The sequence below is a fragment of the Streptomyces sp. NPDC001634 genome (genome assembly GCF_040298185.1).
In the GTDB taxonomy this organism is placed as follows: domain Bacteria; phylum Actinomycetota; class Actinomycetes; order Streptomycetales; family Streptomycetaceae; genus Streptomyces.
The window spans coordinates 116,204-135,920 of the sequence record NZ_JBEOZU010000007.1 but is presented as its reverse complement, the minus strand read 5'-3'; the positions used below and the strand labels follow the sequence as shown (position 1 = coordinate 135,920).

The following is a 19,717-nucleotide window of genomic DNA, read 5'->3' as shown; positions in this document are numbered from 1 at the left end:
GCGCGGACAACCTCGATCGGAGCGTGGGGACGGCGGGTCGGGCGGTCGAGCGGGCTAGCCGTGGGCTTGGTCGTTTGCTGTGGAGTTGTACGTACGGGCCTACGTGCCGCCTCGGGGCAGGGCACGGACGGTGGCGGACGGCTGCTGTTCGGGGGGCGGTGGCAGGGGCGCGGCACAGAACCCGCAACGGTCACCGATGAGTTCGAGACCGCACCAGTGGCACACCTCGCGTCGTACGGACGAGACGAGTTGATACAGCACGGACACGTCGTGCAGGCCCGCCGCGAACTCGACGAGCCGGTTGGTGCCCCACCAGCGCGCGGACTCCTCCGGCAGAGGCACCGTCGCGACGCCCTGCACGGCCCAGGCGGGCGCGAGTGAGGCGGTGACCCAGTCCGAGGGCGGCTGCCCGGAGGCGACGAGCATCCGGGTGCCGAACTCGGGGCCCGGTAACTCCTCCTGCGCGACGCGTACGAGCTGCGGACGCGGATTGGCGAGTACGGCGAACTGAGCGCTCGGCACCCAGGACTTGGCGTGGGACGAAAGTGGGACGGCGACCCGGTCGAGCTTGGCGACCGAGCCGAGGAGGGCCCCGGCGTAGATGTAGTGGGCGAGCAGGCGGGCGGAGGACGCCAGCACCCCCGGACTGAAGTCGCAGACGGAGAGTTGTCGTAACTGCTGTGCCAGCAGGGCGAGTCCCAGCGGTGGCAGGTCGATGCCGAGCAGCGCGATGCGGTCGCTCTCCAGGACGGAACGGACGGTACGCAGGCGCTGTACGGCCGGGTCGTCCCCGTCCGCGGGATGCAGGGCGATGACATACCCGTGCTGCTCGATCAGCGCGTGCATCCCGTTGAGGGACTGTTCGAGCGTGGGCTGCGGCTGGACGGCGGCGGGCGGGGTCTGCCGGTCGAGCGGCGGCAGCACCAGATCGGAACTGGTGACGGCTATCGCGGTCGGCACGGCTGCACACCACCCCGTTCACTGCGGCGGGGTGGTCGACCACCGCCCCAGTTGGCCCCTGTGACGTCCAATTGCATCGTCCTGCAACAGCACCATATCCACGGCATGCCCGGCTCAACACAGAATCCGGAAGATCATCTCACCGAAGGTGCGGACATGATCGACACAGAGTAGGGGCATATGCCTCAACTCGACCCGGATGTAAGGCCGTTGGCGCTGCCAGAGGTCTTGACAAGCCAATTGGTCTGGACCAAATTCGTTTCACCAGGCGGTGGCCACCGTTCCGCAATGCCCTCCTGCCCTTTCCTCTCCCCACATCGGAGGCTGAAGTGGACCGTGTACCAGGCATGCTCCGCCGCAGACGGACACTGGCCGGGGCCGCCGTCGCCGCGCTCGCCCTCTCCTTCCTGAGCGCCGGCCATGCGTCGGCCGCGGACGTGAACAACGTCAAGAACGCCGGCTTCGAGTCGGGCCTGAACAACTGGACCTGTTCGGCGGGCAGCGGCACGACGGTGTCGTCCCCGGTGCACGGCGGCGCGGCCGCGCTGAAGGCGACCCCGGCGGGCCAGGACTACGCCCAGTGCGCACAGACGGTCGCGGTCACGCCCAACTCGACGTACACGCTGAGCGCGTGGGTGCAGGGCGGATACGCCTTCCTGGGCGCGACGGGCACGGGCACGACGGATGTGTCGACGTGGACACCGGACTCGACGAGCTGGAAGCAACTGTCGACGACCTTCACCACCGGCGCCTCGACGACATCGGTGACGGTGTACCTGCACGGCTGGTACGGCCAGGCGGCGTACTACGCGGACGACGTGTCGGTGTACGGCCCGGACGGGGGCGGTGGCGGCGACCCGGCACCGACGGTGCCCGCGGCCCCGACGGGCCTGTCGGTCGCTTCCACGACGTCCTCGTCGGTGTCCCTGTCCTGGACCGCGGCATCGGGCGCGACGGGCTACAACGTGTACCGGTCCGGCACGAAGGTGGCGTCCGTGACGGGCACATCGGCGACGGTGACGGGCCTGTCCCCGTCGACGTCGTACTCCTTCCAGGTGACGGCGACGAACGCGGCGGGTGAGTCGCCGAAGTCCTCGACGGTGACGGCGACGACTTCGGCCTCCGGCGGGGGCGGCGGAGGCGGATCGCTCCCGAAGCACGCGGTGACGGGCTACTGGCAGAACTTCAACAACGGCGCGACGGTCCAGAAGATCTCGGACGTCCCGTCGCAGTACGACATCATCGCGGTGGCGTTCGCGGACGCGACGACCACGCCGGGCGCGGTGTCCTTCACCCTCGATTCGTCCGGTCTGGGCGGCTACACGGTGGACCAGTTCAAGGCGGACATCGCTGCCAGGCACGCGGCCGGGAAGAAGGTCGTCATCTCGGTCGGCGGCCAGAACGGCACGGTCTCGGTGAGCGACTCGACGTCGGCGGCGAACTTCGCGAACTCGGTGTACTCGCTGATGCAGACGTACGGCTTCGACGGCGTCGACATCGACCTGGAGAACGGGCTGAACGCGACCTACATGACGCAGGCGCTGCGCCAACTGTCCACGAAGGCGGGCTCGTCACTGATCATCACGATGGCCCCGCAGACCATCGACATGCAGTCGACGTCGAACGCGTACTTCCAGACGGCGCTGAACATCAAGGACATCCTGACGGTCGTCAACACCCAGTACTACAACAGCGGTTCGATGCTGGGCTGCGACGGCAAGGTCTACAGCCAGGGCTCGGTGGACTTCCTGACGGCTCTGGCCTGCATCCAGCTCGAAGGCGGCCTGTCCCCGTCCCAGGTGGGCCTGGGCGTCCCGGCCTCGACGAGCGCGGCGGGCAGCGGGTACGTGTCACCGACGGTGGTGAACAACGCCCTGGACTGCCTGACGAGGACCACGAACTGCGGCTCGTTCAAGCCGTCGAGTACGTACCCGGACCTGCGGGGCGCGATGACGTGGTCGACCAACTGGGATGCGGCGGCGGGGAATGCGTGGTCGAACGCCGTGGGGCCGCATGTGCATGCGCTGCCGTAGGCGGGGCGTGAGCTGACCTGGATGCGGTGCCGCCGCGTGATCGAGCGAGGCGGCACCGCGCATCCGTCATCCGCGGTCGGGCGCCCGGCCTCCGGCTCTGCCGCGGGTCAGCCCATCGGGCGGTAGTGCCCCAGCACCGCCGCCAGTTGGCCGAACCACTCCTGCAGTCCCTCCCGGCGCTTCGCGTCCACCACGCACTCGTACACCCTGCCGTCGACGTGCACCACCCCCACCATCAGCAGCGTCCTGCCGTTGGGGCTCTCGCGATAGTGGACGCTGCGGATCACCGGCCACGGGAAGTCCGCCGTCATGCCGAGCATTTCGAAGGAGACGCCCGCCGCGTCCACCACGACCGAGTTGTGGCGGTCGGCGGCCAGGAAGTCCGGTCCGGGCGGAACTTGGAGGGCCGGGGCCGGAAATGACGGGTACGGCGCGTAGGCCGGTGGTGGCGGGCCGAAACCCGGCGGACCCGCCTGCGGTGGCTGGTGGCCGTACCCCGGCTGCTGCATCGTCCTCGTTCCCCTCGTGTCCCGTCCCGCTCGCACGGCGAGTCGTGGATGATCAGTATCCCGGGCCCCGAATCGTGTTGAAACATTCCCGGGGGTCCACCGCATCAATGAAGTGAGGGCGGTACAGAGGGACCGGTGAAACGGGGAATCGGGGGACGTATGAGACTACGGCGCAGCGACGGATACCCGGAGTTCGCCTCCGCGCGCGCCGGGCATCTGTACCGGTCCGCCTGTCTGCTGACCGGTGGCGACACCCACCTCGCCGAGGACCTCGTCCAGGAGACCCTCGGCCGGGTGTATCTGCGCTGGGGCCGTATCTCCCGCGTCGACAACCCCGCCGGGTACGCCCAGACCGTCCTCACCCGTACGTTCCTCGCCCATCAGCGGCGCCACAGCAGCCGCAGGGAACGCACCACCGATGTGCTCCCCGACGTCCCCGATCCGGAGACGTCGGGCGACACCCCGCTGCGGCTCACCCTCGTCGAGGCGCTCGGGCGGCTGTCCGCCAAGGACCGTGCCGTGGTCGTCCTGCGGTACTGGGAGGACCGCAGCATCGAGGAGACCGCTGCCGCGATGAACACCAGCTCGGCCGCCGTACGCACCCGCTGCGTCCGCGCACTCGCCCGGCTGCGCGCCCTGCTCGGCGACGCCCTCAGTGAGTACGCGAGACCCTGACCCACCTCCGGGATCCCCGGGATTTCCGGGGATCCCGGGTCACCCCGCCCAACCGGCCACGACCACCACCCAATCCGCAGAAACGGCGGTTTTGCCATGCCCGTTGAAGAGCACGACCCCTTCGAGGACCGGTTCGCCGCAGCCCTGCGTCACGCCGGCGGTACCTTCGAGAGCCACCAGCTGGACCTGGCCGCCCGCGGCGAGACGCGGGGCCGCAGACTCCGCCACCGCCGGGCCGCCATCGCGGGGGGCGTGACCGGGGTCGCACTCGTCGGGCTGGGCGGGACGCTCGTCCTGCCCGGCGTCCAGGCGGACGGCGGACGGCGGCACTCCGTGGCCGGCAGCACGTCGGCCCCGTCGACCGTGGCCGCCTCGTCCTCGCGGCCGTCCGCCGTGACCGGCGACGATCTCGTCCGCACCCTGAAGAAGCTGCTTCCCAAGGGGAAGTTCAGCAACGAAGAGGGGCGGGGAACAGGCGACCTGCTGACGCCGTACGCCCGGGTCGTGTACGACGACGGCAAGGGAAAGTCCGCCGTCTCCGTCTCGGTGGACCACGTCAGGCCCGGCAGCAGCCAGGCCCGCGAGACCACCGCATGCCCCGACAAGGTGTTCATTCCGTACGACGCCTGCACTGCGAGCACGCTCGCCGACGGATCGACGCTCATGGTTCTCCAGGGGTACGAGTATCCGGACCGCCGCGTCGACACAAAGCTGTGGACCGCCGAACTCGTCACTCCGAAGGGGCAGCACATCAGCGTCCAGGAGTGGAACGCCGCCGCCGAGAAGGACGCGCCCATCAGCCGAGAGCTGCCTCCCCTCTCCCCCGCCCAGCTGAAGACGCTCGTCACCGCGCCTGAGTGGCGTGCTGTCGCCGACGCCATCCCCGTGGCTCCGGGCACGCCGACGGCCGAGCCGAGCGTGTCGGGGGCTGTCCCCGGCGGTTCGGCGTCGTCCACCCTCGCCTCCCTCCTGCCGAAGGGGGTCAAGGTCGTCTCCAAGGGGGTCGCGGACCCCGGTTTCGGGTACGTCGTCCTCGACGACGGCAAGGGTGCGAGCATGGTCCAGGTCAACGTCCAGGCGGACATGTCCGACGTCGCGGGCCAGCTCTTCGGATCCGGCTCCAGGACCCTGCCCGACGGCACCAAGGTCGCCACGCACCAGGGGCCCGGCGAGAAGGGCGGCCAGGGAGTCGTCATGTGGACCGTCGACACCATGCGCACCGACGGTCGCCGTGTGGTGATCAGCGCCTTCAACTCCGGCACCCAGCACACCGCCGCGACCCGTACGGCCCCCGCGCTCACCTTGAAGCAGATGGAGGCCATCGCCACCAGCGCGAAGTGGTGGACCCACGGCTGAGGCCACGCCGAGCACCCGGGCCCCGGGGCTGGTCGCACCCCCCGGGGCCCGAACCACGTACTGACCGGTTCTCGCCCCGGACCCTTTGCCGACTCTTGACCTGGTCATGCCATTTCCGCACCATGAGCGTCGCGATACCCGCACGTACGTCGCTGAACGAACCACCCCCGGCTCCACCCCACATCCGGCGACCCCGGAACCCCTGGAGAAACGAGGAGACTTCATGCGACTTCGCATACGCGGTTCTGGTGCCCGTGGCGGCAGACGCACCGCCGCCCTCGCCGCCCTGCTGGCGCTCGCCCTCGCGGCGCCCGTGTCCGCGACCACCGGCGCCGTGGCGAACGGTGCATCCGATGCCCGGAAGGCGGCGCCCTCGTCCGACGACGTCCGCCAGTACGAGATCCACCAGAGCACGACTCCGGTGACCCGTACGGCGATTCAGCAGACCGGCGTGACGGTCGACGAGGCGGACGAGGAGACGGTCGTCGTCTCCGGCCGCGCGGACCAGGTCAAGAAGCTGCGGGCGCTCGGCTACGAGGTCAGCCCGCTCGGCGCCGCCCCGGACCGCTCGGGCGGCGCGGACGGCCTACGGCTCTTCGATTTCCCCCCGGCGGACTCGAAATACCACAACTACGCCGAGATGAACGCGGAGATCGACCAGCGGCTCGCGGCCTACCCGAACATCATGAGCAAGCAGGTGATCGGCAAGTCGTACCAGGGCCGGGACATCGTCGCCATCAAGGTCAGCGACAACGTGGCGACCGACGAGAACGAGCCCGAGGTGCTGTTCACGTTCCATCAGCACGCGCGTGAGCACCTGACCGTGGAAATGGCGCTGTACCTGCTGCGCGAGCTGGGCGCCGGATACGGCAGCGACCCCCGGATCACCAACATCGTCAACAGCCGCGAGATCTGGATCGTCCCGGACCTCAACCCGGACGGCGGCGAGTACGACATCGCGACCGGCTCGTACCGCTCGTGGCGCAAGAACCGCCAGCCCAACTCCGGTTCGTCGTACGTCGGTACGGACCTGAACCGGAACTGGAACTACAAGTGGGGCTGCTGCGGGGGTTCGTCAGGGTCCACGTCGTCGGAGACGTACCGGGGCGCGTCCGCCGAGTCGGCGCCCGAGGTGAAGGTGGTCTCGGACTTCGTGCGCAGCCGGGTCGTCGGCGGGAAGCAGCAGATCAAGGCGGGCATCGACTTCCACACGTACAGCGAACTGGTGCTGTGGCCCTTCGGGTACACGACCGCCGACACCGCGACCGGAATGACGGCGGACGACGCCGCGGCCTTCAAGGCCGTGGGCCAAAAGATGGCCGCGAGCAACGGCTACACGCCCGAGCAGTCGAGCGACCTGTACATCACGGACGGTTCGATCGACGACTACCTCTGGGGTGTGCACAAGATCTTCGACTACACCTTCGAGATGTATCCGACGTCCAGTGCGGGCGGCGGCTTCTACCCGCCCGACGAGGTCATCGAGCGGGAGACGTCGCGGAACCGGGACGCGGTGTTGCAGTTGCTGGAGAACGCCGACTGCATGTACCGGTCCATCGGCAAGGAGGCGCAGTACTGCAGCTGACGGCGCAGATCAGTCGTCGTCCTTCTCGGGGGCGGCGGGTTCTTCCTCGCCGTCCTCGAAGTAGGCGTCCAGGACCTCGTCCAGTTGCGCCTCCCACTCGCTGAAGCGCGCGCGGGAGTCGGCCTCGACCTCGATGGGGTACCAACGGCGGTCCGGCGTGTGCACGGTCACCGTGAACCGCTTCCCGAAACGCGCGGTCTCCGTCTCCACGGCCCCGACCTCGTCCCAGCGGAACTCGCACTCCTGGTCGTCCAGGCTCAGTCGTACGCCGCTGTGGTCCGCGACGATCCTCGCGCGGCGGTCGGAGGCCTCGAAGACGGGGCCGTCGGGGGCGGACTCCTTCTCGGGCTCCTCCTCGGGCTCCTCGGCCTTCTCCCGGGGCTCCTCGGCGGACTTCTCCTCGGAGGCGGCCTCCTGCTTCACCGCCTCGGGCCCGGTGTCCTCCGGCTTCGCGTCCTCCGGTTCGCCGGACACGGGTGAGATGAGCCCGGGGATGAAGGCCGGGTCGATCCCGGCGCCCTCCAGGGGCTGGCTGCTCGAACCAATGCGCTGCTCCACAGCGGGCAGTATGGTCCAAGATCCTGTGCCGGACACAGTCGGCCCCACCATCGTTATACGAATCTTCGCTCCACCGCGACATGGCGACGCGGCTGTACGGCGGCGGGGGGAACGCGGCAGGGCGCCCCGGGGTGGAGACAGGGGCGCCGTGCCGTTTCCGGCGTACGGAGTGCGGGAGCGGTGGCGGGGTGACGCCGGGTCAGCCGAGTACGGCCAGCGCGTCGATCTCGATGAGGAGGCCGGCCGGGAGACCCACGTAGACGGTGGTCCGGGCGGCGGGGGGCTGGGTGAGGCCCTGCTCCTCGAAATAGTTGTTGTAGATCTCGTTCATCTCGGCGAAGTGATCCACGTCGGTCAGATAGACGCGGATCATCATCACGTCGTCCCAGTCGGCGCCGCCCTCCTCCAGGATCGCCTTGACGTTGGCGAGGGTCTGAAGGGTCTGCTCGCGCAGGGTCGGGCCCGCAGGCGTGGGCGGCCTGCCCTCCTCGGCGGGCAGGAAGCCGACCTGTCCGGCGACCTGGAGGATGTTCCCCTTCTTCACACCGTGCGAGAACTTGGCGGGGGGCGTGGTGTGGGTCTTCGGGGTCAGAGCGATCTTGTCCGTCATACTGCGTCCTTGTCGGTCATGCGGTGTCCTTCGCCGGTGCGTTGCCGGAGTACTCCCGGCTGATGGCGTCCGCGGTACGGCGTACCAGGGGGAGCAGGGTCAGGAGTTCGTCGGCGGTGACGACGACGTTGGGCGCGGAGACCGACATGGCCGCGACGGCCCGTCCGTCGGCGCCGCGGATGGGGGCGGCGACGCAGTTGATGGACTCCTCGTGGCCGCCGAGGTCGGTGGCCCAGCCCTGGTCGCGTACGCGTGCCAGTTCCTTCAGGTAGGCGGCGGCGTTCGGTGTCGAACGGGCCGTGTGGAGGGGGTAGTCGAGCTTCTCCGCGACGGCCCGGCGCTCGGGTTCCGGCAGGTCGGCGAGGAGGAGCTTGGCGACGGCGGCGACGGTGATGGCCACCGGCTTCCCGATCCGGGAGTACATCCGCACCGGGTAGCGGCTCTCCACCTTGTCGATGTAGAGGACCTCGTTCTCCTCGTACACGGCGAGGTGGACGGTGTGACCGCACTCCTCGTTGAGCCGGACCAGGTGGGGGTGGGCGATCTCGCGGACGTCGAGGTTCTCCACGGCCTGCTGGGCGAGGGCGAAGAGGCGGGCGCCGAGGCGGTAGCGCTGGTCGGACTGGCGGTAGACCAGTCCGTGCTCGTGCAGGGTGCGCAGGAGGCGGAGCGCGGTGGACTTGTGCACGCCGAGCCGGTCGGCGACCTGCCCGAGATCGGCGGGTCCCTCGGCGAGCAGCGGCAGGATGCTCAGCGCCCGGTCGACGGTCTGGCTCATGGCGTACGTACCTCCTCATCGGCCCGCGCGTCGGCTTCGGTCCAGCCTGGGCCGAGTCGAAGTGTCTCCCACTCGTGGTCGTCCAGTGCGGCCATGCGGTCGGCGTGGTCGCGGGCCGGCGGGGCGGCGAGGTCCCCGGGGACGGTGAGCGCGGCGGCGGCCATGAGGTGGCCATGGCGGAGGCGGTCGCGGACGGGCAGCCCGCGCAGGGTGGCGGAGAGGAAACCGGCGGCGAACGCGTCCCCGGCGCCGACGGCGGCGACGACGTCGACACGCAGGGCGGGAACGACGGTGGCGGTGCCGTCGGCGTCCTCCAGTCCATCGGTGTCCTGGTCGAACGCGACGGCCCCGCCCCTGCCCTGCTTGACGACCACGAGCTCCGGTTCGCGCAGCTCGCCCGCGATGGCGCCCGCTCCGTGCAGCCCCCAGGCGGCCCGTGCCTCGTCGGCGCCGACGAAGACGATGTCGGCGCGGCGCGCGAGGTCGAGCAGGACGCGCGGGCCGTCGGCGTCGCGCCACAGACCCGGCCGGTAGTTGACGTCGAAGGAGACGAGCGGCCGTCCCGGCCGGGGCTCGGTCAGTTCCCACATGAGGTCGAGACAGTCGCCGGACAGCGCGGCCGTGATCCCGGACAGATGCAGGACGCGGCCGGCCCGCACCGCGTCCAGGTCCACGTTCCCCACCGCCATCGCCGACGCCGCCGACCCGGCCCGGTAGTACGCCACCTCGTGGGCGTCGGTCGCCCGGTCCCCCGCCGTGCGGAAGTAGATCCCGGTCGGGCGCGCCGGATCCCGCCGTACGGACGCGACGTCGACCCCGTACGCCCCGATCGCCTCGACGAGATGGTCGCCGAAGCCGTCTGCACCGACCCGGCCGACCCACCGCACGGAGTGCCCCACGGCGGCGAGCACGCACGCCACGTTGGACTCCGCGCCGCCGATCCCCCGCTCGAAGGACGGCACGTCGGCGAGCCGCCCGGGCCGCGACGGCAGGAACGTGACCATGGACTCCCCGAGCGCGACGACGTCCACGACGGCGGGGGCAGCGACCGAACCGTAAGTAGCACCGAGAATGATGACTCCTGTCGATATCCGAGCGGCGACAGCTCCGTTGACCCGATGTCGGCGAGATGCTAGACACCATTCAGCACCATACGCAATAGACGTTGCATATGTTGCAACACCTGACAGGGAGGCTCCATGAGCACCGAAGCGCTCGCCCGCCTGGCCGAGGAACGCGTCGACCACCGCTTCAAGGGCCTCCCGCCGGACGCCGAGGGCCTGACGCTCGCCGAACTGACGGCCCAGCGCCGCAACCTCTTCACCGGCGGCTTCACCACCCCGGTCCTCGCCCTCTCCGCCGAGCGACTGGACCACAACCTCAGGCTCATGGAGACGTACGCCGCCCGGCACGGCCTGGCCTTCGCGCCGCACGGCAAGACCTCCATGGCCCCGCAGCTCTTCCACCGTCAGATTCAGCACGGCGCATGGGGCATCACGCTCGCGATGCCGCACCAGGTGCGGGTGGCGCGGGCGTTCGGGATCCAGCGGATCTTCCTGGCCAACGAGCTGGTGGACGCTGCGGCCCTGCGCCGGCTCGCCGCCGAGCTGGCTGCCGACCCGGACTTCCGCCTCGTCTGCTACGTCGACTCCGTACGCGGGGTGGAGTTGATGGACGCCGCTCTCAAGGGGGCCGCCCGCCCGGTGGACGTGGTTGTCGAGCTGGGCGCGGGCGAGGGAGCCCGCACCGGCGTGCGCACAGAGGCGGATGCCACCGCGGTCGCCGACGCGGTGGCGGGCGCAGGGACGCTGCGCCTGGTGGGCGTGGCGGGTTACGAGGCCCAGGTCCCCGGGGCCTCCCCTGAGCGGGTGCGGGCCTGGCTGCGCCGGCTGGTCGGGATCGCCGCCGAGTTCGACAAGGCGGGACGGTTCGCGGGGGCGGACGAGATCGTGCTGAGCGCCGGCGGGAGCGAGTGGTTCGACGCGGTCGCCGACGTCTTCGCCGGTATCCCCGAACTCTCGCTGCCGGTGCTGAAGTTGCTGCGCTCGGGGGCCTACGTCTCGCACGACGACGTCCACTACCGCAGGCTGACGCCGTTCAACCGGGTGCCCGAGGAGGGCGCGCTGGAGTCCGCGTTCCGGCTGTGGGCCCAGGTGGTGTCGCGTCCGTCCGCTGAACAGGCGTTCGTCAACGCGGGGAAGCGGGATGCCGCCCACGACCTCGATCTGCCCGTCGCCCAGGTGGTACGCCGGGACGGTACCGAGCGCCCGGCGGCCGGGATCGAGGTGACGGCCCTGTCCGACCAGCACATCTGGCTGCGCACGACCCCGGAGGCTGACGTCGAGGTCGGCGACTGGATCGGCATGGGTCTGTCCCATCCATGCACGTCCTTCGACAAGTGGCAGCTCATCCCGGTGGCCGAGGCGGACGGCACGGTCGTCGACTACATCCGCACCTTCTTCTAGGAGGCCGCCGTGGATCTCGTCGATCTCGCCGATCTCGCCGATCTCGCCGATCTCGTCATCCGGGACGCGGACGTCGTCGACGGCAGCGCCGCCCCCTCCTACCGCGCCGATGTGGCGATCAAGAACGGCACGATCGTCTCGATCGTCAAGGAGGCCGCGGCGGCGGGCTGCCAACGCCCCAGGGCCGTACGGGAGCTGGACGCCGAGGGTCTCGTCCTCTCCCCCGGCTTCATCGACATGCACGCCCACAGCGATCTCGCCCTTCTGCGCGACCCGGACCACAGCGCCAAGGCCGCGCAGGGCGTGACGCTCGAAGTCATCGGGCAGGACGGGCTGTCGTACGCCCCGGTCGACGACCGCACGCTCGCCGAGGTGCGGCGTGCCATCACCGGCTGGAACGGGTACGGCGACGACGCCGACTTCACCTGGCGGTCCGTGGGCGAGTACCTGGACCGTCTCGACGAGGGCATCGCGGTCAACGCGGCATATCTGATCCCGCAGGGCACGGTCCGGATGCTGGCCGTCGGCTGGAAGGACCGGGAGGCCACGCCCGAGGAGCTGGAGCGGATGCGCCGGCTGGTCGCCGAGGGGATGGAGCAGGGCGCGGTCGGCATGTCGTCCGGGCTCACCTACACGCCCGGCATGTACGCCAAGGACGCCGAACTCACCGAACTGTGCCGGGTGGTGGCCTCCTACGGCGGCTACTACTGCCCCCACCACCGCTCCTACGGGGCGGGCGCCCTGGAGGCGTACGAGGAGATGGTGGCCCTGACCCGCGAGGCCGGCTGCGCGCTGCATCTGGCGCACGCCACCATGAACTTCGGCGTCAACAAGGGCCGCGCCCCCGAGCTGCTGTGCCTGCTCGACGAGGCGCTGACGGCGGGCGCGGACATCACGCTGGACACGTACCCCTACACCCCGGGCTGTACGACGCTGGCCGCGATGCTGCCGAGCTGGGCGAGCGAGGGCGGTCCGCAGGAGATCCTCCAGCGGCTCGGCGACGACGCGGTGGCCGAGCGGATCCGGCACGACTTGGAGGTCGTCGGCTCCGACGGCTGCCACGGCGTCCCCATCGAGTGGGACACCGTCGAGATCTCGGGGGTGAGCGACCCGGGGCTCGCGTCGTACGTCGGCAGGACGGTGCGGGAGTCGGCGGACCTGCGCGGCGAGTCCCCGTGGGCGACCGCCCGCCGACTGCTGGTCGAGGACCGGCTGGGCTCGACGATCCTGCAGCATGTGGGCCACGAGGAGAACGTGCGGGCGATCATGCGGCACCGGGTCCACACCGGCGGCTCCGACGGCATCCTCCAGGGCACGAAACCGCACCCGCGCGCGTTCGGCACGTTCCCGCAGTATCTCGGCCGGTATGTGCGGGAGTTGGGGGTGCTGTCGCTGGAGGAGTGCGTGGCGCATCTGAGCGGCCGCCCCGCGGCGCGGCTGCGGCTGCCGGACCGCGGGCTGGTCCGCGAGGGGTACCGCGCCGACCTGGTGCTCTTCGACCCGGCGACGGTCGCGGCGGGCGCCACCTTCGAGCGACCGCGCACGCTGCCGACGGGTATCCCGTACGTCCTGATCGACGGCCGTTTCGTGATCGAGGACGGGCGGCGGACGGACGTGCTGGCGGGGCGGGCGGTACGCAGGACTCCCCTGTGACCGCCCGCCCGGCGCCTGCTACGGCTTGGGCAGGACGCAGCCGCTCGCGCTCAGGTCGAGCTTGTTTCCGGTCCCGAAGCACGCCGGGATCTGGTAGGTCTCCTCGGCGTAGTTGATGCCCTGACGGACGGTCACGTTGCCGCTCGCGTCGACCTCGCAGGGGTTGTTCTCGGTGCAGCGCTCGCCGTCCTCGTTACCGGTGTTGTTGACGGCGACGACCTTGCCGGTGGTGTTGTCGATGACGGGCGAGCCCGACGTGCCGCCGATGGTGTTGCAGGCGGAGGTGTAGCGGACCGAGTCCTTCCAGGTCCAGTCGCCCTCGTTCAGCCGGTAGACGAACCCGTCGATGTTGCAGCTGTAGATCCGCTTCCAGTACCCGGAGACGACCTTGATGGCTGTGCCTGCGACCGGGTGCGTGTCGGAGACGGTGAGCGCGCTGATGCCGTACGAGCTCTTGATCTGCGCATAGGTGCGGGTGAGCTGGTAGATCGTGATGTCCGTGTCGGTCATGGTCGAGTAGGCGACCTTGCTCGCGCGGAGTGTGCCGACCCTCGTGCCGGCCGAGTTGAGCAGGCCGAAGCTGCGGCTGGAGGACTGGTCGACGATGACCTCACCGGGCTCCGGGAAGCCGGTCTCCAGGCAGTGGCCGTTGGTGAGCACGAGCGCCGGGTCGGTGTCCGCGGAGTTCGGGAAGCGGATGACGGAGCCGGAGCAGTTGCTGAGCGAGACGGTCCCGGCGAAGTCGACGGCCTGGATCGTCGCCGTCCTGGAAGCCGTGGTCGTCGTCCTGGAAGCCGTGGTCGCGGGCTGGGGAGCCGCGACCGCCGGTGCCGCACCGGCTCCGGTGATCACCAGAGCGAAGAGCGCGGCAACGAGAGGCTTTCTCATGTGGGGGGTCCCCTCTTGATGAGGTTGCGATGACGTGGACGGCCGGAGGTCTTCCGGCCATCACCTGTTTTTGTCATGCGCATTGTGAGTGGAGGGGCGTGTGGGAGCAAGGAGTTGTTTTCGGCCGCGCCGGAACTCCCCGCGCGCCTCCGTTACTTGGGCCGCTTGCTGTGCCCACGTCCAGGCTTGCCGTCGGAGTTGCCCGGCACGGACGCGCTCGTGGCTTCCGAGGGATAGGCGGAGGGGGGCCGGGCAGTGGACGGGGTCGCCGAGGTCGCGCTCTGCGCCGGGGAAGCGCTCTGCGCACCGCCCGCCGTGGGGGACGCCCCGGTGCCGGTGGCCGGATCGACGGCGGCGGACGGCTCCGTGGAGGCCGGGGCCGAATCCGTGGACGCCGCCTTCGGCCCTGCTGACCCCGGCGCGCCGCCCGGTGCGCCGGAGGAACCGGAACCGAAGGCCCCGGCGAGTGCGACGGCAATGCCCACCGCACCGAGCGCACCGACCGCGACGGCCGCACCACGAGGTATCCGGAAGCGGTGCGGCGCGGGCCGGGCCCGGCGGCGCGATCCGCCCTCCGGTCGCGACGCCGAGGGACCGGGACCACCCGGGACCGGGGGCAGCTGCTGCGTCTCGTCGTAGGCGTTCTGCCAGCCGTGGGCGGCCGCGGGGTCGGCGTACTGCTCGTACTCGGGCGTCGCCTCGGCGTACGGGCGGTAGACGTTCGGCGGCCCCTGGGACGGGCCGCTCCCCTGATGCACTCCATCGGCGGTATGTGCGCCTGTCGCGTTGTTCGCGGCATTCGCGCCGTACGCCCCGTCGCCGGGCTGCTGCTCCCATGACATGGCCGCGAATTCTAGGGGCGACAGGGACGCGTGATGCAGTTACCGGCGATAACGGATCAAACGGCTCGGTCTCACGTGGTGGAAAACACGCCGCGCGATGCGTTACGTGGCCGTAAGCTCACGGATATGCAGGTGATCCAGTCCACGAAGCTCGCCAACGTCTGCTACGAGATCCGGGGCCCGGTTCTCGAGGAGGCGATGCGGCTGGAGGCAGCGGGTCACCGCATCCTCAAGCTCAACACCGGCAACCCGGCCGCCTTCGGCTTCGAGTGCCCGCCCGAGATCCTCGAGGACATCCTCCGCAATGTCTCGACGGCCCACGGCTACGGCGACGCGAAGGGCCTGCTCGCCGCGCGCCGGGCCGTCGTGATGCACAACCAGACCCTCGGCATCGAGACGGACGTCGAGCACGTCTTCATCGGCAACGGCGTTTCCGAGCTGATCGTGATGGCCATGCAGGGCCTGCTGGACGACGGCGACGAGGTGCTCGTACCGGCGCCGGACTACCCCCTGTGGACGGCGGCGGTGTCGCTGTCGGGCGGCACGGCCGTGCACTACCGCTGCGACGAGCAGTCGGACTGGATGCCCGACCTCGCGGACATAGAGCGGAAGGTCACCGACCGCACCAAGGCGATCGTCATCATCAACCCGAACAACCCGACGGGCGCGGTGTACGACGCGACGGTGCTGAGGGGCCTGACGGACATCGCGCGCCGGCACAACCTGCTCGTCTGCTCCGACGAGATCTACGACAAGATCCTCTACGACGGCGCGACGCACACGCCCACGGCGGCGGTGGCCCCGGACCTGCTGACCCTCACCTTCAACGGCATGTCGAAGGCGTACCGGGTGGCGGGATACCGGGTCGGCTGGATGTCGGTCTCGGGCCCCCGGGCGCACGCAGAGTCGTACATCGAGGGACTGACGATCCTCGCCAACATGCGGCTGTGCGCGAACATGCCGGGCCAGCACGGTGTGGTGGCGGCGCTCAGCGGCCGCCAGTCGATCAACGACCTGGTGCTGCCGGGCGGGCGGCTGAAGGAGCAGCGGGACGCGGCGTACGAGCTCCTGACCCAGATCCCGGGTGTGACGTGCGTGAAGCCCAAAGGCGCGCTGTACCTCTTCCCCCGCCTCGATCCGAACGTCTTCAAGATCAAGGACGACCGGCAGATGGTCCTGGACCTGCTGCGACGCGAGAAGATCATGGTCGTGCAGGGTACGGGCTTCAACTGGCCGGAACCCGATCACTTCCGTGTGGTGACGCTGCCGACGGTGGCGGACCTGACGTCTGCCGTCACACGGATCGGGAACTTCCTGGACGGATACAGCCAGCCCTGACGCTCACCCCTGTGTGATCGGCGCACGTGTTTCCCGATCCGGCTCAACTTTAGACGAAATCCAAGCTAGGATGGCTTCCTGTCAGAGCACAGGAGTCCATCCCATGTACGAACCGATCCGCACCAAGTCGGTCCACACGGTGGCCGGCACCACTCCCGACTTCCCGCACCGTTCGCGCGAGGAGGAGCTGGACATCCAGCTCGCGGGCCATCTGGCGGCGCTGCTCGCGGTGACGGACGAGTTGCGTGCACTGGAGCCCTCCGCGGAGCTGGACAGGGCGGCCGAGCGGCTCGTTCAGCAGGTGACGCGGCTGCGATGGGGGTCCCCCCTGCTCATGGGGGTCCCCCCGCTCGAGCGGAGCCGAGAGTGGGGGAGCAGCCGAGAGCTTGGGGAAGGCGCATCGCCGGTCCGTGCGGCGCCGACCGCGCGCGACCACGAACCGCATGCCGCGGAGCTCCACCGACGCGCCCACGCGCTGGCGGGCCGCGCCCTGGTGGTGGCGGCGTCCCGCGCGGACACGGCGGCGGCGATCCTGTCGGCGCAGTGCATGGACGCACACGCGGCGGCGACGTCCGCGGAGCTGAGCCCCGCCGGCTGACACCCACCCGAGCCGCACGCAGCGGCTCCCTCATACGGCCCCGGTCCGCGTGCACCCGCAGCGACGCGCGGACCGGGCGCCACAGCACTGCGGGCGCGGGCGAAACGCAAACGGTGCCCGCGAGACCGAAGCCCCGAGGCACCGTCGCTCATTCCATCTCTACTCACAGAGCACGTAGGCGGTGATCGGACCGGTCTGGCCCAACTCCAGGGTGGCCACCCACGCGTTGGCGGTGCCGAAGGGGCCGGGTACGGCGGTCGGCCGGTTCTCGCTGACGCCGAAGCTGGTGGTGGTCTGGTATCCACCGCCGGTGGCGACATCACCGGGGTCGCACACGGCAGTCGCCGTGGTGTCTCCGGAGACGGACCGAACGTAATGGTTGTCGTGGTGCGGCATCCCGAGGCCGCTCAGCACCACCGCCGCGGTGCCGTCGTCGGAACCGCGGATCGAGTCCGCGACGGCCGCCGTGCTCGGCACAATGTTGAGCGCTACGGCGAGCGCGCCCGCGGTCACCAGCCCGGCGGTGTTCATACGTGAACTTCGGATCGTTCTACGACTCACTTGAGAACCTTCCTCATGGACTTGGAGGGATCGGACCGCAAGCGCGCGCACTCGGTGCGCTTCTTTTCTTTCGCGTGCGTCTCATGTCGCCTCCGACTGTGGACAGCACGATCATCTACTCTCCGTGATCAAATGGTTACGATCGTGTCCATGTCCCAGGCGAAGATCACCTGAGGAGCCCCATTGGCATACGATCCGCACCTGGTCGCAGGTGGAGCAGGCCGGGGCGGAAGCCGACCTCGGGTTCGTCGGGTCGGCCGGCGACGCGAACTCCCGTTCCCGGGCGGCCGTTTCGTCGCCGAGGGCTGCTCCGGGGGCGGTCCGGCCGAGGCCGGGCTAGACGCCCACCCTCGCCACGATCAACACGATCAGCAGCAGCACGATCACCACGCCCGCCACCTGCGCCGGCCCGAACCGGCGGCCCGACCGCCCGGCGGGCGGAGCCGGTGAGGCCACGACGGGAACGTGCGGCGGGTTGAAGACGTCGTGACCGACGAGCGCGGCCCGCACGCACCAGGGGCAGGTCGGCAGATGGGCGCCGTAGGCGTGCAGTGGCCGGTTCTGGCACACCCGTACCTGTCGGCGTTCCTGGTCCAGGGCGCGCAGCCAGTCCTGGGCCTGGGGACGGGCGGCAGGGGTGTGGACTCCGGGGCCGAAGGCGGCGCGGGCCAGGGTGAGCAGGCCGGGCGGCAGCACGGAGGGGTCGAGGGTGCCGCGCGGGATGGTGACCAGCTCCGGGCGGACGACATAGGAGACGCTGGCGGCGATGTTGTCCTTGACCGTCGACTCGGAGGCGCTGTCGTGCGGGACGCCCCCGAAGGGGTGGTTGCCGGCGGTCAGCAGCTGGTAGATCAGCACGGCGAGCGCGAAGTCGTCGCTGGCCCGGGTGGCCGCCCCGCCCGCCTGCCGCTCCGGCGAGGAGTAGTCGGTGGTGTGCATCAGGCATGGGAAGGTCTCGCCGGTGACCGGGTCGGTGAAGGCGATGGAGTCGCAGTCGAGGAAGGTGACGAAGCCATTGGCGTCGACGACGACGTTGCTGCTGGAGAAGTCACCGATGACGAGGTCGTCGTAGTGCATGCGGGCGGTCATGAAGGCGAGGTTCCAGGCGACGCCGAGCAGGAAGCGCCAGTCGGCCCGGTCCTGGAAGAGCCTCAGCCTCTGGGAGCGGGTGAACAGGCCGATCAGCTGGACGTGGTGGGGCTCGCCGAAGCGGCGCATGGCGTAGCCCAGGAACCCGCCCTCGGGTCCGCGGGCGAGCGCAGTGGGCCAGGCCAGCTCGGGCGGCTGGTTGGCATCGGTGGGGCGGGCGGCGAGCGGGGACATGGTCAGCATCCGGGTCAGCCGCCGCTCCTGGTCGGGTCCGGGCCGCTCGCGGTAGAGCTTGACCACGATCGTGTCGTCGCCCTCGACCGGGAAGACGGCTGCCTGGCCGCCGCCCTTGAGCGGGAGCTCGGCGAGCCTGACGGGCTTTCCGTCCAGGTACACCGTGCGGCCGCTCATGGCGCCACCGTGCGCACGGCCCGCAGCAGGGTCTTGTCGTCGGCGTTCAGGCTGGTCAGACGGTCCGAGCGGAGCAATGCGGCCAGGCTCTCGTGCGCGCTGTCGGACACCGGTCCCGGGGTGTCGAGGGAGCGGAAGACGGCGTCGGCGAAGGAGGCGTTGGGCAGTTGCGTGCCGCTGCCCGAGCGGGACAGCGCCGCCTGGGCGAGCCCGTCGGTGGACAGCAGCACCCCGTCGACGCCCTCGTCGGACACGCAGTCGGTGTGCGTCCAGCGTGCCGCGTCCGGCGAGGTGAGGAACACCGTCTCGTTGCTGTACTCGCTGGCGGCAGCCGGCTGTGGCAGCAGGTGGAACTGCCGTTCGCCGTCCTCCGTACCGGCTCGTACGACGACGAAGCCGTCGCCGACGCTCAAGTGGCCGAGCCAGCCGGGGGCGAGGACCACGACTGTCAGCGTGGTCGCGAAGTCGCCGGCGGCGGCACCGGTCTGGTCCAGGAACACCTTGGTGACGTCGTGGAAGGCATCGGTGAGCAGGTCGTGGACGGCCTCCCCCGGCTCGCATTCCGCGGCCGCGGCCGCCCGGCGCCCGAAGTGCTCGGCGGCCAGGTCGACCGCGAGCCGCGCGCCCTCGTCGGAGCGCGGTCGGCTGCCCGCCCCGTCCGCGACCGCGAGCACCGCCACCACCCCCGACACCGTGTAGGCGCAGGCGTCCTGGCAGGGCTGCCCGGCGCGGCGGTGCCGGTAGCCCTCGACGCTCAGGCCGTGGATCCGCCACGGCGGCTCGCCCTCGCCCTTGCCGCTCATGACCG

General features: G+C 70.3%; 19 protein-coding genes. 8 read left to right on the top strand and 11 right to left on the bottom strand.

Annotated elements, in window-relative coordinates:
- Positions 1 to 99: 99 nt before the first annotated feature.
- Entirely contained in the window at positions 100 to 960 is an 861-nt protein-coding gene (locus ABT186_RS06805) for a hypothetical protein (protein WP_351221903.1), read from the bottom strand.
- Between the two features lie 347 nt (positions 961 to 1,307).
- On the opposite strand from ABT186_RS06805, the gene ABT186_RS06800 reads away from it, so the two are divergent.
- Positions 1,308 to 2,993, top strand: coding sequence for a chitinase (locus ABT186_RS06800; protein ID WP_351923954.1), 1,686 nt, complete (start codon positions 1,308 to 1,310; stop codon positions 2,991 to 2,993).
- 107 nt (positions 2,994 to 3,100) lie between these two features.
- Here the strand turns inward: ABT186_RS06800 and ABT186_RS06795 are convergent, their stop codons facing one another.
- Positions 3,101 to 3,502 (bottom strand): hypothetical protein, encoded by a 402-nt coding sequence (locus tag ABT186_RS06795; RefSeq protein ID WP_351923908.1) that lies wholly within the window; start codon positions 3,500 to 3,502, stop codon positions 3,101 to 3,103.
- Positions 3,503 to 3,661: 159 nt separating this feature from the next.
- Between ABT186_RS06795 and ABT186_RS06790 the strand changes: the two genes are divergently transcribed.
- The 3 genes from ABT186_RS06790 to ABT186_RS06780 all read left to right on the top strand — a co-directional run bounded on the left by ABT186_RS06790 (position 3,662) and on the right by ABT186_RS06780 (position 7,118).
- On the top strand, positions 3,662 to 4,177 hold the full coding sequence (locus ABT186_RS06790; RefSeq protein WP_351923906.1) for a SigE family RNA polymerase sigma factor: 516 nt from the start codon (positions 3,662 to 3,664) through the stop codon (positions 4,175 to 4,177).
- Positions 4,178 to 4,273: 96 nt separating this feature from the next.
- Positions 4,274 to 5,533: a hypothetical protein gene (locus tag ABT186_RS06785; RefSeq protein ID WP_351221906.1), complete on the top strand. Its 1,260-nt coding sequence runs from the start codon at positions 4,274 to 4,276 to the stop codon at positions 5,531 to 5,533.
- Between the two features lie 223 nt (positions 5,534 to 5,756).
- Complete coding sequence (locus ABT186_RS06780; protein ID WP_351923904.1) at positions 5,757 to 7,118, top strand: M14 family metallopeptidase; 1,362 nt, start codon at positions 5,757 to 5,759, stop codon at positions 7,116 to 7,118.
- Positions 7,119 to 7,127: 9 nt separating this feature from the next.
- On the opposite strand, the gene ABT186_RS06775 is transcribed toward ABT186_RS06780, so the two are convergent.
- From ABT186_RS06775 to ABT186_RS06760, 4 genes are all read right to left on the bottom strand, one after another.
- Positions 7,128 to 7,676 (bottom strand): hypothetical protein, encoded by a 549-nt coding sequence (locus ABT186_RS06775; RefSeq protein ID WP_351923902.1) that lies wholly within the window; start codon positions 7,674 to 7,676, stop codon positions 7,128 to 7,130.
- A 199-nt stretch (positions 7,677 to 7,875) separates the two neighbouring features.
- Positions 7,876 to 8,286 (bottom strand): RidA family protein, encoded by a 411-nt coding sequence (locus tag ABT186_RS06770; RefSeq protein ID WP_351221909.1) that lies wholly within the window; start codon positions 8,284 to 8,286, stop codon positions 7,876 to 7,878.
- Positions 8,287 to 8,302: 16 nt separating this feature from the next.
- Positions 8,303 to 9,064: an IclR family transcriptional regulator gene (locus ABT186_RS06765; protein WP_351923900.1), complete on the bottom strand. Its 762-nt coding sequence runs from the start codon at positions 9,062 to 9,064 to the stop codon at positions 8,303 to 8,305.
- Complete coding sequence (locus ABT186_RS06760) at positions 9,061 to 10,095, bottom strand: sugar kinase (protein ID WP_351923898.1); 1,035 nt, start codon at positions 10,093 to 10,095, stop codon at positions 9,061 to 9,063. Before ABT186_RS06760 ends, ABT186_RS06765 begins: the two co-directional genes overlap by 4 nt.
- Positions 10,096 to 10,263: 168 nt before the next feature.
- On the opposite strand from ABT186_RS06760, the gene ABT186_RS06755 reads away from it, so the two are divergent.
- Together ABT186_RS06755 and ABT186_RS06750 are read left to right on the top strand one after the other, a co-directional pair.
- On the top strand, positions 10,264 to 11,529 hold the full coding sequence (locus ABT186_RS06755) for an alanine racemase (RefSeq protein WP_351923896.1): 1,266 nt from the start codon (positions 10,264 to 10,266) through the stop codon (positions 11,527 to 11,529).
- 9 nt (positions 11,530 to 11,538) lie between these two features.
- Positions 11,539 to 13,182: an N-acyl-D-amino-acid deacylase family protein gene (locus ABT186_RS06750; RefSeq protein WP_351923895.1), complete on the top strand. Its 1,644-nt coding sequence runs from the start codon at positions 11,539 to 11,541 to the stop codon at positions 13,180 to 13,182.
- An 18-nt stretch (positions 13,183 to 13,200) separates the two neighbouring features.
- Here the strand turns inward: ABT186_RS06750 and ABT186_RS06745 are convergent, their stop codons facing one another.
- Positions 13,201 to 14,070 carry a S1 family peptidase gene (locus ABT186_RS06745; RefSeq protein ID WP_351923893.1) on the bottom strand — a complete coding sequence of 290 codons (870 nt, stop codon included), beginning with the start codon at positions 14,068 to 14,070 and terminating at the stop codon, positions 13,201 to 13,203.
- 152 nt (positions 14,071 to 14,222) lie between these two features.
- Entirely contained in the window at positions 14,223 to 14,912 is a 690-nt protein-coding gene (locus ABT186_RS06740; protein WP_351923891.1) for a hypothetical protein, read from the bottom strand.
- A gap of 126 nt (positions 14,913 to 15,038) precedes the next feature.
- Here ABT186_RS06740 and ABT186_RS06735 point away from each other — a divergent pair, with 126 nt between their 5' ends.
- Together ABT186_RS06735 and ABT186_RS06730 are read left to right on the top strand one after the other, a co-directional pair.
- A complete protein-coding gene (locus ABT186_RS06735; RefSeq protein ID WP_351221916.1) occupies positions 15,039 to 16,250 on the top strand; it encodes a pyridoxal phosphate-dependent aminotransferase in 1,212 nt (403 codons plus the stop codon).
- A gap of 103 nt (positions 16,251 to 16,353) precedes the next feature.
- The gene (locus ABT186_RS06730; protein WP_351221917.1) at positions 16,354 to 16,848 is read left to right on the top strand and encodes an SCO4983 family protein; all 495 of its coding nucleotides are present in this window, start codon (positions 16,354 to 16,356) and stop codon (positions 16,846 to 16,848) included.
- A gap of 159 nt (positions 16,849 to 17,007) precedes the next feature.
- On the opposite strand, the gene ABT186_RS06725 is transcribed toward ABT186_RS06730, so the two are convergent.
- From ABT186_RS06725 to ABT186_RS06715, 3 genes are all read right to left on the bottom strand, one after another.
- Positions 17,008 to 17,379, bottom strand: a complete 372-nt coding sequence (locus ABT186_RS06725) for a hypothetical protein (protein ID WP_351221918.1) — start codon at positions 17,377 to 17,379, stop codon at positions 17,008 to 17,010.
- Between the two features lie 366 nt (positions 17,380 to 17,745).
- Complete coding sequence (locus tag ABT186_RS06720; protein ID WP_351221919.1) at positions 17,746 to 18,909, bottom strand: hypothetical protein; 1,164 nt, start codon at positions 18,907 to 18,909, stop codon at positions 17,746 to 17,748.
- Positions 18,906 to 19,712 carry a PP2C family serine/threonine-protein phosphatase gene (locus ABT186_RS06715; RefSeq protein ID WP_351923889.1) on the bottom strand — a complete coding sequence of 269 codons (807 nt, stop codon included), beginning with the start codon at positions 19,710 to 19,712 and terminating at the stop codon, positions 18,906 to 18,908. Before ABT186_RS06715 ends, ABT186_RS06720 begins: the two co-directional genes overlap by 4 nt.
- Between the last annotated feature and the right edge of the window lie 5 nt (positions 19,713 to 19,717).